The organism is Paenibacillus pabuli NBRC 13638 (assembly GCF_001514495.1).
GTDB classification, from domain to species: domain Bacteria; phylum Bacillota; class Bacilli; order Paenibacillales; family Paenibacillaceae; genus Paenibacillus; species Paenibacillus pabuli.
Genome location: NZ_BCNM01000036.1, coordinates 1 through 13692, shown reverse-complemented (window position 1 = coordinate 13692; position 13692 = coordinate 1). Strand labels below are relative to the sequence as shown.

General features: G+C 49.1%; 10 protein-coding genes. 9 read left to right on the top strand and 1 reads right to left on the bottom strand.

Features of this window, described 5'->3' with window-relative positions:
• Nucleotides 1–46: 46 nt before the first annotated feature.
• Both prfB and PPA03S_RS30605 read left to right on the top strand, forming a co-directional pair.
• Nucleotides 47–1160, top strand: a protein-coding gene (gene prfB / locus PPA03S_RS30610) for a peptide chain release factor 2 (RefSeq protein WP_157284435.1) whose coding sequence is annotated in 2 segments (ribosomal slippage) — nucleotides 47–118 and nucleotides 120–1160 — 1113 coding nt in all. Because the reading frame shifts where the segments join, the coding sequence is not laid out codon by codon here.
• Nucleotides 1161–1258: 98 nt separating this feature from the next.
• Nucleotides 1259–2164: a YitT family protein gene (locus PPA03S_RS30605; RefSeq protein ID WP_062329702.1), complete on the top strand. Its 906-nt coding sequence runs from the start codon at nucleotides 1259–1261 to the stop codon at nucleotides 2162–2164.
• Nucleotides 2165–2381: 217 nt separating this feature from the next.
• Here the strand turns inward: PPA03S_RS30605 and cls are convergent, their stop codons facing one another.
• On the bottom strand, nucleotides 2382–3830 hold the full coding sequence (gene cls / locus PPA03S_RS30600) for a cardiolipin synthase (RefSeq protein WP_062329699.1): 1449 nt from the start codon (nucleotides 3828–3830) through the stop codon (nucleotides 2382–2384).
• A gap of 331 nt (nucleotides 3831–4161) precedes the next feature.
• Here cls and argC point away from each other — a divergent pair, with 331 nt between their 5' ends.
• The 7 genes from argC to argH all read left to right on the top strand — a co-directional run bounded on the left by argC (nucleotide 4162) and on the right by argH (nucleotide 13656).
• Entirely contained in the window at nucleotides 4162–5211 is a 1050-nt protein-coding gene (gene argC / locus PPA03S_RS30595) for an N-acetyl-gamma-glutamyl-phosphate reductase (protein WP_062329698.1), read from the top strand.
• Between the two features lie 115 nt (nucleotides 5212–5326).
• Nucleotides 5327–6565 carry a bifunctional glutamate N-acetyltransferase/amino-acid acetyltransferase ArgJ gene (argJ, locus tag PPA03S_RS30590; protein ID WP_062329696.1) on the top strand — a complete coding sequence of 413 codons (1239 nt, stop codon included), beginning with the start codon at nucleotides 5327–5329 and terminating at the stop codon, nucleotides 6563–6565.
• Between the two features lie 321 nt (nucleotides 6566–6886).
• The gene (gene argB / locus PPA03S_RS30585) at nucleotides 6887–7726 is read left to right on the top strand and encodes an acetylglutamate kinase (RefSeq protein ID WP_062329694.1); all 840 of its coding nucleotides are present in this window, start codon (nucleotides 6887–6889) and stop codon (nucleotides 7724–7726) included.
• Between the two features lie 396 nt (nucleotides 7727–8122).
• Entirely contained in the window at nucleotides 8123–9379 is a 1257-nt protein-coding gene (locus PPA03S_RS30580) for an aspartate aminotransferase family protein (protein ID WP_245683771.1), read from the top strand.
• Between the two features lie 235 nt (nucleotides 9380–9614).
• Nucleotides 9615–10583, top strand: coding sequence for an ornithine carbamoyltransferase (gene argF, locus PPA03S_RS30575; protein WP_062329692.1), 969 nt, complete (start codon nucleotides 9615–9617; stop codon nucleotides 10581–10583).
• A gap of 328 nt (nucleotides 10584–10911) precedes the next feature.
• Nucleotides 10912–12147, top strand: coding sequence for an argininosuccinate synthase (locus PPA03S_RS30570; protein WP_062329690.1), 1236 nt, complete (start codon nucleotides 10912–10914; stop codon nucleotides 12145–12147).
• A 105-nt stretch (nucleotides 12148–12252) separates the two neighbouring features.
• On the top strand, nucleotides 12253–13656 hold the full coding sequence (gene argH, locus PPA03S_RS30565; protein WP_062329763.1) for an argininosuccinate lyase: 1404 nt from the start codon (nucleotides 12253–12255) through the stop codon (nucleotides 13654–13656).
• The last annotated feature ends 36 nt before the right edge of the window (nucleotides 13657–13692 follow it).

Below are 13692 nucleotides of genomic sequence, written 5' to 3'. Positions count from 1 at the left end.
TACCCTGGATGCGGGGAGCTTATCTTAATGAAAAGAGGAATTGCACATGATCGATCCAAGCGTGAAGCAGGACCTGCGTGAAATAGGCAAGAAACTAACCAATCTTAGGGGGTCTCTTTGACTTAGATCTGAAGCAAGAGATGATCGAGAACTTCGAAGTGAAAATGTCCGCCCCGGATTTCTGGGATGATAATGACAAGGCCCAATCCTTAATCGCCGAGCTGAACGCGGTGAAGGGATCGGTGGACCAATATACCAAGCTGCAGCAGGATTATGACGATGCGGTCATGATGGCTGAGCTGGCTGACGAAGAAGGCGATGATGACCTGGCTGTGGAAATCGGCAACAGCGTGACGGCCATTGTGAGCAAGGTAGAAGAGTTCGAGCTGCAGCTTCTTCTGAATCAGCCGTATGACAAGATGAATGCGATTCTGGAGCTTCACCCGGGTGCTGGTGGTACCGAGTCCCAGGACTGGGGACAGATGCTGATGCGGATGTATACACGCTGGGCCGAGAAACGTGGCTTCAAGGTTGAGGTGCTGGATTATCTGGCAGGAGATGAAGCGGGAATCAAGAGCGTTACGCTATCCATCAAGGGGCACAATGCTTATGGATACCTGAAAGCCGAAAAGGGTGTTCACCGATTGGTGAGGATTTCACCTTTTGACTCCTCTGGACGCCGGCATACTTCCTTCGTATCCTGTGATGTGGTTCCTGAGATTGATGACACGATTGAATTGGACATTCGAACAGAAGATCTCAAGATCGATACGTATCGTGCGAGTGGCGCGGGTGGACAGCATATCAATACCACTGACTCCGCGGTACGGATTACTCACCTTCCAACAGGTGTGGTTGTAACGTGTCAGAATGAGCGTTCACAGATCAAGAACCGTGAGCGAGCGATGACGATGCTTCGTTCCAAATTGTATGAACGTAAAATTGAAGAACAAAAACAACAGCTGGACGAAATCCGAGGAGAACAGTCGGATATTGCGTGGGGTAGCCAGATTCGGTCCTATGTATTCCATCCCTATAGTATGGTAAAGGATCACCGTACGAGCGTAGAGACTGGAAACACAGGAGCAGTCATGGATGGCGACCTCGATGGATTCATCGATGGTTATTTGCGCAGCCAGATTAAAGTAGAAACCGATTAATCAAAAGTTCCTGTATGGACCCGATACGTGTAGGCGTATGCTGGTGTATACAGGGGCTTTTTTTTGAGCATATATACACAAAAGGAGAGCACGATGACATGCAGCAGCAACAGCATTTACACAATAACCGCAAAAAGAGGTTGACCACCTTAATCCCCCTGAACGGGCCCTGGAGAAATGTCGTGGATACCGCATCCATCATTTTAGGTTCGTTTTTGATTGCCGTGGCCTTTAATTTATTTTTACTTCCGAACCAGATTGCTTCGGGCGGGGTATCCGGGTTATCGATCTTGGGTAAACAATGGCTGGGACTTGAACCGGCATATACGCAGTGGGCTATTAATATTCCGCTTCTGATCGCAGGTTTCCTCCTGATTGGCAAGCAGTATGGTATCCGTTCGGTGCTCGGCAGTATCGTTCTGCCTCTGTTTGTTTTTCTTACGAAAGACTGGGCCATTCCAACGACCAATCCGCTGCTCGGTTCTCTTTACGGAGGTATAGGGGTTGGACTCGGTATTGGAATCGTCTATCGGGGAAGAGGTTCAACAGGGGGTATGAGCATCCTCGCCAGGATCGTACAAAAGTACAGTGGACTGAGTTATTCTCTTTGCGTTGTGATTATGGATGCTACAGTCATTATTATGGCTGCCTTTGTATTGTCATTGGAGCAGTCGCTTTATGCGCTGATTGGGTTGTACGTTACGGGGAAAGTCATTGATGCCGTCGAGATGGGGCTGGGGTATTCCAAGGTGGCGTACATTATCTCTAACCAGATCGAACCGATAACGAAGGTGATTCTCGAAGATCTGGATCGCGGATTAACGAAGCTGGAAGCAAAAGGTGGATACACCGACGATCAGCGAACCGTACTGATGGTGGTCGTTGGACAGAATGAGGTGCCGAGACTGAAAGCCTTGATCCGGTCCGTAGACCCGGGAGCTTTTGTCATCATTAGTAATGCGCATGAGGTGCTCGGCGAGGGCTTTAAGCGTGAAGACACGTAAGCATAGGTACGTACCACATTATATTTCATAATAATCTATCAAATAAAAGCAGGGACGTATCTCAGCCAATCTGGTGAGGACGCCCCTGCTTTTTCTATTGGGATTACCCATTATGCAATTGAATTTGAACTTTCCGCAAAGGACGTTAGGAACAGAGAAAATCACAGGATACCATGAATCGGCAGATTGTCCAGTCGAGTCTACAATGCTTCTGCTATTACAAAATTGGAGACAAGAGACGAGAGATCGCTTCTTTGAAGCGGATTTTCACACTGCGTTTATTGTATTCCTCCAGCGTCATCTCACGGGATACAAGAAGATCATGATCGAATGTCTGCACAAGTGCAGTCGCAATCGCCTCATCATACATAAATGCATTTACCTCAAAGTTCAGTCGGAAGCTGCGGTAATCAATATTAGCAGTTCCCACAGATGCGACCATACTGTCGATAATAAGCGTTTTGGCATGAATAAAGCCATTATCGTAGATGAATACGGTAGCCCCTACTTTTAACAACTCACCGATATAAGATAGCGTAGCCCAATAGACGAAGGCGTGATCCGGTTTATTTGGAATCATAATGCGAACATCGATCCCTGACAGGCACGCAAGACGAATGGCTTCGAATACACTGGCATCTGGAATAAAATAAGGCGTCTGAATCAGAATGGAGTGCTTGGCTCCATTAATCATCTTCAGATAACTGTTCTTGATATGCTCTGTCTCTGCATCCGGTCCGCTGGATACAATCTGCATGGCAGTTGTTCCTGTGCCCTCAATATGAGGGAAATGCGCCGGAACGTACGGGGTATCATGCTGTTTGGACGCTTCGTTCCAATCCAGAAGAAAACGGGTCTGGAGCGCATGAACAGCGTTACCCTGAATACGTAAATGAGTATCGCGCCAGTATCCGAACTTGGAATTCAAGCCGAGGTATTCATCCCCTACATTAAATCCGCCTGTATATCCAAGATTGCCGTCAATGATGACGATTTTGCGGTGATTTCGGTAGTTCATACGCAGGTTGATCAGACTGAATTTGGATGGGAAAAAGACTTCAACCAAGCCGCCTGCTTCGCGCAATTCTTTGAAAAAGCGTTTGGATACCCGACGTGAGCCGAGCGCGTCATACAGCAGACGGACTTTGACGCCTTCCCGCGCTTTGCGGATGAGTGCATCCCGGATTCGTTTGCCGAGTCGGTCACCTCTATAAATGTAGTATTGCACATGAACATGATCCTGAGCTGCTTCGATATCATCGAGCAATCGTTGGAATTTGTCTGTCCCGTCGGTAATGATCTCGACTGCATTATCCTCGGTCAGCAGGGCATCGTTCTGCTTCAGGTTCATATAGATCATGTCCTGACTGCTCTCTGTCGCTTGGTTACGAAACGGTGTCCGATTGTCGTGCAGCTGTTCAAGCTGGCTGGCAATACGTTCTTCAAGCCCGAGCTTCTTGCGCTCTTTCCACTGGAAAAGCCGGTAGCGCGTCAGATTTTGCCCTGTTAATAGATAGAGTACAAACCCGAATACCGGAATAAAGTTCAAGACGAGCAGCCAAGCCCAGGATGCACTGGCATCCTTTCGTTCGAAGAAAACGACCGCTGCAGCGAAAATAATATTCAGGCCCAGGAGTACAACAAGTAAAATGGATTCGATATGCACTGTAGTCCCCCATGTCTCATAATGACCATCATGAATCCATTCATAAACCCTTCGTCGTGTAAATTGATTATGAATTAGACCCTGGTTGTAATGTTTCCTATAATACGTATTTTAGCAGAAGTATCCCGGTTCGTCCGCAGATGTTGGAAAGATATGTTCGGGAGCCATAAGAATCCATGTAAAATTGATGACAGAGTGTTGTATTTATATAACTAGAGTCGTATAATAATACACAAATATGCATAGAAGCGACGGAATTGCTGTATGAATCCTCATGGGGAGACAGGAATGCAGTATAAGCAGCGCATACAACGAGATTGGGGGAGCGAGAGTGAATAACAAATTAAAAGTAGCAATCGTCGGTTCCACCGGCTATGGCGGGGTGGAGCTGATTCGTTTTTTTCAGAACCATCCGCAGGTTGAAATTACTTCGGTAATCTCTTCATCCAGCAGTGGTGAGTCCATCGCCGATGGATTCCCGCATTTGACGGATGTGATTCAGAGGCCGCTCGACGGCGTAGACCCGGCTGAGATCGCAAGTCGTGCAGATTTGGTGTTCACAGCGACCCCGTCAGGTGTAAGTGCGAAGCTCGTTCCGAGCCTGCTTGAAGCAGGTTTGAAGGTCATTGATCTGTCTGGAGATTTCAGACTCAAGGATGGAACAGTGTATGAAGAGTGGTATAAACATCCGGCACCCTCTGCTTCATTGCTGGAACAGGCGGTTTACGGTATGGCAGAGGTGTATGGTGATGAAGTGAAGGGCAAGAACTTTATTTCCAACCCAGGCTGCTATCCAACAGCGACGTTACTTGGATTGATTCCGGCTGTCGAGGCGGGATGGATTGACCCTGCGAGCATCATTATTGATGCCAAATCCGGCGTATCGGGCGCGGGACGGGGAACAAGTCTGACGAATCATTATGCAGAGATGAATGAGAATTTCAAAGCCTATAAACTCAATAAACATCAGCATATTCCCGAGATCGAGCAGGTGCTGGGTAACATTACGGGAACACCAGTCACAGTAACATTCACCACTCAACTGGTGCCGATGACGCGTGGAATCATGAGTACGATGTATGCCAATTTAACTGGTGAACACAGCGACCGTGAAATCGTTGATCTGTATCGCAAATATTATGAGAATCGACCTTTCGTGCGTGTACGGGAGCCAGGGATCTGGCCTTCAACGAAAGAAGTATATGGATCGAACTATTGTGATATCGGATTTGCGGCTGACCCTCGTACAGGTCGTTTGACCATTATTTCGGTTATCGACAACCTGGTAAAAGGTGCATCCGGGCAAGCGATTCAAAATATGAACCTGATGATGGGATGGGAGGAGAACCTCGGGCTGAACATGACACCGGTATATCCATAAGGTTTGAATCATGGGGAGAGCGTCCAGACGCAATTCCATAACCATGTGGGGAAGACGGATCAGGAAAAGCAGCGGACAATCGGCATGCAGCCGAACGCATAACGGGGGATAACATATGGGAACGAATGTGAAGCAACAGGCTTTTACGATAGTTGAGAACGGAACGATTGTAACCCCGCGCGGGTTCACTGCTGGCGGACTGCATTGTGGTTTGAAAAAGACATCTCGCAACGATATCGGAGCAATCCGCTGTGACGTGCCAGCCACCGCTGCTGCGGTGTACACAACAAACGTGTTTCAGGCAGCACCGCTGAAAGTCACGCGTGAGAGCTTAAGCAATGGACGCCTTCAGGCCGTCATCGTGAACAGCGGGAATGCCAATGCGTGTACTGGACAACAAGGCGAAGAGGATGCCTACGCCATGCGTACGGCGGCTGCACGTGAATTGGGGGTAGCGGAAGAGGATGTTGCTGTTGCTTCCACAGGTGTTATTGGTGAATTGCTGAAAATGGACGCTGTGCACTTGGGGATTAGCGGTCTTCCGGCACGCATGGGCAAGGAAGCAGAAGAAGCGGAGCATTTTTCCCAAGCTATTCTGACAACCGATTTGGTGAAAAAAGAAGCCTGCGTCGCCGTTGAAGTAAACGGCAAAACGATTACGATTGCAGGCGCCGCCAAGGGATCGGGGATGATCCATCCGAATATGGCAACGATGCTCGCCTTTATGACCTCAGATGCGGTCGTTGGCGCAGAAGCGTTGCAGCACCTGCTCCGCCAGGCGACCAATCATACATTTAACATGATTACGGTGGATGGAGATACGAGCACGAATGATATGCTTGTAGCGATGTCCAGTGGTCTGGCAGGCAACGAAGAACTGACGGAGAAGCATCCGGATTGGGAAGCTTTTGCTGCCGGGTTTACTTATGTGTGCGAAGTGCTTGCCAAAGCCATAGCGCGTGATGGTGAAGGAGCAACCAAGCTGGTAGAAGTACAGGTAACGGGTGCTGTAAGTGATGAATCTGCGCAAGCAATTGCCAAGACTGTCATTGGGTCCAGCCTGGTGAAATCTGCGATGTTCGGCGCAGATGCTAACTGGGGACGAATTATTGCAGCTGTAGGGCGTGCAGGACAGCCGGTGAACCCGGAGACGGTGGATATCCGTCTGGGAGAGATTTCTGTACTTGCACAATCCCGTCCGGTTGTGTTCGACGAAGAAGCAGCACTGGCCTATCTGCAGACGGATACCGTACGGATTGTGGTTGATCTGCACCACGGCGAGGGAAGAGCCATCGCTTGGGGCTGTGACCTGACGTACGACTATGTACGAATTAACGCAGCATACCGCACGTAATAAGTATTATGCATTTATTTTACTGAAGCTAACAGCTTCCCTACGAGAAGCTGTTTCGTAAATATATAGAAAATGTATAAGGATTGAACTTTATTTGGTAGTTGATAACTGGCGAAGGCAGTGGAGAAGACGGAATCGATTCTGTAGAAGCGAAGCGTTCGCCTTTGTCTCCGAGTTTTCCCCTTAGAGAAGGGGAATCCCAAAAACTTGGAGACAACAGCGATCGAAAGAACGATCCGGATTCGGAACGGTCAGCCACCGAATATCGCATCAATTAAGTGTTAAGCCCTTTAGAACTTTTTAAATGAAAGGAGTGCCCTCATGAATTCAACCTTGCAAAATGAGAGTATCGGAACGGAATCCGGTGCCGAGAAGCAGACTTTTGTCATGAAATGCGGAGGCAGCACACTGGCGGCATTGCCTGAATCCTTTTTTGCAGATCTGCGTGACTTGCAGTCCCAGGGAACTCAGCCTGTCATCGTACATGGCGGCGGCCCTGCGATCTCGGATAATTTGGCGAAGCTCGGCATTGAGACCGAGTTTGTGAACGGGTTGCGCAAAACGACAGAACCCGTGCTGGACGTCGTGGAGATGGTTCTGGCGGGGAGTATTAACAAACAGATCGTACGCCTGATCCAACGTGTCGGTGGACGTGCGCTGGGATTGTCGGGTGTGGACGGTGGTTTGATCCAGGCGAAACCGGTGAGCAACCATGCAGAGATTGGCTGGGTAGGTGACGTGACGGGCGTTAAGGCTGAGATTATTCAAGGTATTGTGGGTATGGGCTATATGCCAGTTATCGCGCCCGTTGGCGTAGATGCATCCGGTCAGCGCTATAACATTAACGCGGATACAGCCGCAGGTGCAATAGCTTCCCATCTCGGAGTTAGCCGGATGATTGTGGTGACGGATGTTCCTGGCATCATGAAAACTATAGGTGGCAAGAAAAAGGTACTGTCATCCGTTTCGGTACAAGAGATCGAGGATATGATCCAAACCGGAGAAATCTATGGCGGCATGATTCCAAAGGTACGTGCAGCCATCGCTTGTATTCACGGCAAAGTGCGTGAGGTCATCATCGTTGATGGCAGCGAACCACAGATCCTGAGCCGTGTGCTTGGCGGAGAAACGATCGGAACCCGAATTATCCGTATGCAGTAATCTGCTCTCAATGCGCTAGAGTCTTAATAGTCTTATATTATATAAAAAAATATGTACACGATTTTTGTGAATCTGGCATAGCACGATAAAGAAGAGTGCAGAACCAATCTGAAGAAACAAAAATGCGAGAACGGAGAGGACAGAAATAACCTGAAGAAGCGGAGCGTGCGCCTAAAAGCTTTCTGAAAGAAAGCTGCATCGTAAGCATATGCTTATCACTGGATTTCCACCTTTAAAAATTAATTAAAGAAATCTGGGGATAACAGCGATCGGAAGGTTGTTCTGTCATCGAAGTTGGAGTATGCATATGTTCGGAAGGTGGACTGCAATCGAAGTGGTCTAGTGTTATGTTTTATTCACATTAGAAGTGTACCAACAAATAAGGAGTGATAGGTGATGGCAAAAGGCAATGAACAGCCAGGTTCTGGCACAGCAGTAGCGGGCTTAGCGGCGACAGGGGCAGCGACACAAACGGAAAGCTCTCTGTTCCCAACGTATGCGCGTTATCCAATCAGTCTGGTCAAGGGTAAAGGCAGCTGGCTATGGGATGACCAGGGCAATCGTTATCTTGATTTCATGTGTGGGTTGGCTGTAACGAGTCTGGGCCATGCACCGGAGAAAGTGGGAGCCAAGCTGAAAGCTCAGATTGATGAGCTCTGGCATGTATCCAACCTGTTCCAGATTCCTGGCCAGGAAAAAGCGGCAGCTTTGTTGACAGCAAATACATGCGCAGACGCCGTGTTCTTCTGCAACAGCGGTGCAGAGGCGAATGAAGCGGCCATCAAACTGGCTCGTCGTTATCACCAGAAGGTAAAAGGCACAGGACGGTACGAAGTCATTACCTTTGCCCAATCCTTCCATGGACGCACACTCGCAACCTTGACCGCAACCGGACAGGATAAGGTGAAAGAAGGATTTTTGCCGCTGCCAGCCGGATTTGTAACTGTACCTTTGCATGACACAGCGGCGCTCGAAGCGGCGATCGGACCCAATACAGCAGCGATTATGCTGGAAATGGTGCAGGCCGAGGGTGGCGTGCATCCGGTCAAACCGGATTTTGTTCACCACGTGCGGAAACTGTGTGAGGAGCATGGACTGTTGTTGATTGTAGACGAAGTGCAGACGGGAATGGGACGTACAGGCAAACTGTTTGCGCATGAACATTATGGCATTGAACCGGACATTTTCACGGTAGCCAAAGGTATTGGTAGTGGATTCCCTGTAGGTGCGATGCTGGGTAAAGGTTATCTGAAAGATGCGTTCACCGCGGGCAGCCATGCAACGACGTTTGGCGGTACACCGCTGGCTTCCTCTGTTGTCATTGCAACGATTGAAACGATGCTGGAAGACAACCTTCCAGAGCGTGCAGCTGAAATGGGCGAATACCTGATGAACGCTCTGCGGGAGCGTTTGGCAGGCAACTCGTTTGTAAACGAAGTTCGGGGTATGGGGCTCCTGGTCGGAATTGAATGTGCTGAAGCGGTAGGCGACATCGTGCTCGCTGGTCAGAAGCGAGGCATTCTCTTTGTATCCGCAGGACCGAATGTCATTCGTCTGCTGCCAAACCTGTATGTGAGCAAGGAAGAGATCGATGAGGCTGTTTCCTTGGTCGCTACGTTGATCGAAGAGCATGTGGCGAAGAAGAACGCTTAACTGGACTTATAAGTAATTCGTTAGTAGGGTGGGCCCAACGTGTTACAAACTTTTCTGACTCGGGGCCTTCAACGGCCTCGAAGCGGAGAAAATGATGAATCATGAATCCCTGTAGCCGCGCGGTAACCTTGCGGAAATTGAACATAACCAGCCAGCAGGCTGATCTCAACCCATTTGTACTCATTCTTCTGCCCATGCGGGTGCAGGGAACCGGAAATAAGGAGGACAACTTAATATGACACAAGCACAACAGACGGAAAAAATCCAGAAGGTGGATCTTAGAGGCCGGGATTTTATTGAATTTACAGATTATACAGCGGAGGAAATCCGTTATTTGCTGGACCTTGCGATTGAGATTAAAGGCAAGCAAAAAAACGGTGTCCCATATCAGCCGCTCAAAGGCAAAACGATCGGACTCATTTTTGAAAAATCATCTACACGTACGCGTGTATCCTTTGAAGTCGGCATGTTCCAGTTGGGTGGACACGCGCTCTTCTTGAGCAAAAACGATATCCAGCTCGGTCGCGGGGAAACGACACATGATACGGCCAAAGTTCTGTCACGTTACCTGGACGGCATCATGATCCGTACCTTTGGACACCATAATGTGACTGAATTGGCACAACATGCGGACGTTCCGGTTATTAATGGCCTGAGCGATGCCGCACATCCATGCCAAGTGCTTGCGGACTTCCAAACCGTGCTGGAGCACAAAGGCAAGCTGAAGGGTCTCAAAATGGCTTATGTCGGAGACGGCAATAACATGGCGCATTCCCTTATGCTTGGTGCAGCGAAGATGGGTATGCATGTTGCGGTAGCGACTCCGGAAGGATATGAGCCTGACAGTGCAGTTGTAGAGCAAGCGCGAAGCATTGCGCAGGAGAGCGGTTCACAGGTGACTGTAACGTACAGTGCACAGGAAGCTGTGAAAGATGCAGATATCGTGTACACGGATGTATGGGCGAGCATGGGTTTTGAAGAGGAACAGAAGATTCGGGAGCAGGCATTTGCCGCGTATCAGGTGGATGAGGAACTGATGAAAGGTGCAAAGCCGGATTACATGTTCCTGCACTGCCTGCCAGCTCACCGCGGAGAAGAAGTGAGTGCTGGAGTTATTGACGGTCCAAACTCCCTGATCTTTGATCAGGCGGAGAATCGTCTGCATGCACAGAAAGCATTGATGGCTGCGTTAATGAGCGAATAGACGCTGTTTGCCTGAATGGGTTGATTTTAGGCGCAGATTTCGCGATGATAGATTCATCTATAATTATACTATAAAAAATTTGTTAAACAGAAGCATACACAAAAACGGAGAGACAGAAAAAACCTGAAGAAGCGAAGCGTGCGCCTAAAAGCTTTCTGAAAGAAAGCTGCATCGGAAGCATAGGCTATCCCCGGATTTCACCCTAAATGAAAGGGAATCAAAAAATCTGGGGATAACAGCGATCGAAAGGGTTTTCTGGCTCGTAGTGTTTAGTGTATGAAGGCTCTGCTTAACTTATCGCAACTGAACTTGGGGAGGACCATCGAACATGGCTAAGGAAAAAATCGTACTCGCGTATTCCGGCGGGTTGGACACATCCGTAATTTTGAAATGGTTGAAAGAAACATATGATGCAGAGATTATTGCATTTACGGCAGATATCGGACAAAAGGATGAATTGGATGGCCTTGAGGAAAAAGCACTCGCTACAGGCGCTTCCAAAGTATACATCGACGACCTGCGCGACGAGTTCGCGAAAGATTTCATCTATCCCATGTTCCAAGCAGGTGCCCTCTATGAAGGACAATACTTGCTCGGTACAAGTATCGCACGCCCACTGATTGCTAAACGTATGGTCGATATTGCTCGTGCAGAAGGCGCTACAGCGATTGCCCACGGCGCTACAGGTAAAGGGAATGACCAGGTTCGCTTTGAGTTGAACGCAGCTGCGCTGACACCAGACATTCAAGTCATCGCACCTTGGCGTCTGGAAGAGTTCCGCAACCAGTTCCCGGGACGTGCCGAGATGATCGCTTACGCTGAAAAACATGGCATTCCGGTAACCGCATCGGCGGCTAAACCTTACTCCACAGACCGTAACCTGCTGCATATTAGCTATGAGAGCGGTGTGCTCGAAGATCCTTGGTTCGATCCAAGTACGGACAACAACAAGGACATGTTCCTGCTCAGCAGCGCACCTGAAGATGCACCGGATCAAGCGGAATATGTTGTACTTGATTTTGAAGAAGGTAACTGTGTGGCATTGAACGGTGAGCGCTTGAGCCCACTGCAAGTGATGGAGCAACTGAACGAGCTGGGTGGCAAACATGGTATCGGCCGTGTGGACATGGTTGAGAACCGTTTTGTCGGCATGAAGAGCCGCGGCGTATATGAGACACCAGGTGGAACCATTCTGTTCACGGCACACCGCAAAATGGAATCCATCACGATGGACCGTGAAGTCATGAACCTGCGTGATAGTCTTATCACACGTTACAGCACACTGGTATACAACGGTTTCTGGTTCGCACCGGAACGTCTGGCGCTGCAAGCGCTGGTGACCGAGAGCCAGAAAAATGTAACAGGTACTGTTCGTGTGAAACTGTACAAAGGAAACATTATCGGCGCAGGCGTGAAAAGCCCTGTCAGCCTCTACAACCCGGACATTGCGACAATGGAAGCTGATCCAACGCAAGCATACGATCAAGGGGATGCAACAGGTTTTATCCGCCTGAATGCATTGCGTTTGAAAGTAAACTCCGGTGTGGAGCAAAACAAAAACTAATTTCATCAAGCATATAGAGCACCACGATAATAACTGACAAGGCGGGCCGTTCTTGCACATCTGGCAGGAGCGGCTTTGTCCATGAGCGAAAGGGGAGTACTCACTGTGAGCAAACTGTGGGGAGGACGTTTTACCAAACAAACCAATCACCTCGTTGAGGAATACACAGCGTCAATCAACTTCGATAAAGCGTTGGCTGAGGAAGATATTCAAGGAAGCTTGGCGCATGTAACGATGCTGGGCAAATGCGGCATTTTGCCGGCAGAGGATGTAGAGACGATCAAGGAAGGTTTGATCACCGTGCTGCACAAAATCCGTGCAGGCGAAGTGGAATTCTCCGTATCGGATGAAGACATCCACATGAATATTGAGAAAAATCTGATCGATACCATCGGCCCTGTAGGCGGCAAATTACATACGGGACGCAGCCGGAATGACCAGGTGGCAACCGATATGCACTTGTACTTGCGTGAGCGCGTGGTTGGATTTGTTGGCATGCTGCACTCGTTGCAGGAAGCGCTGATCGGACAAGCCAAAGACAATCTTGATACGATTGTACCAGGATATACGCATCTTCAACGTGCACAACCGATTCTGTTCGCCCATCACCTGATGGCGTATGTATCGATGTTCCAACGGGATGCAGAGCGTCTTATGGACAGCTACAAACGCATTAACGTGCTGCCACTGGGTGCAGGTGCGCTTGCAGGCACAACGTTCCCGATTGACCGTCATTTTGTGGCGGAACAGCTGGGCTTCGATGGGGTATATGAAAACAGTTTGGATGCAGTCAGTGACCGTGATTTTATTGTGGAGTTCCTGGCAGCAGCTTCACTGATCATGACTCACTTGTCCCGTCTGAGTGAAGAGTTGGTCTTGTGGAGCAGCACGGAGTTTGGTTTTGTTGAATTGGACGATGCATTCTGCACGGGCAGCAGCATTATGCCGCAGAAGAAAAATCCGGACGTTCCCGAACTCGTTCGTGGTAAAACCGGTCGTGTGTACGGCAACCTGATCGGTTTGCTGACCGTACTGAAATCTCTTCCACTCGCGTACAACAAGGATATGCAGGAAGACAAGGAAGGCATGTTTGACACGGTAGCAACGCTGGAGGGGGCACTTCAATTGTTTGCTCCGATGATTGCCACGATGACGGTGAATAAGGGTCGGATGCGTCAAGCGGTCAATCAGGACTTCTCCAATGCGACGGATATTGCGGACTTCCTCGTGGGCGAAGGTTTGCCATTCCGCCAAGCGCATGAAGTGATCGGTAAAACGGTGTTGTACTGCATCCAGAACGGCAAGTATTTGCTGGATCTGACCATCGATGAATTCCGTCAGTTCTCCCCGCTGTTCGATGAGCGGATCTATGACGTGCTGCAACCGGAAGCGGTTGTAAATGCTCGTAATGTGTATGGCGGCACAGCTTCGAACCAGGTAGCTGAGGCGATTGTACGCAGTGAGAAGGTACTGGAAATGACAGAGCAATGGATCACTAATCGGGGTTAATGCCACAGCTAATATATAAAAAGGTATAAAATATAC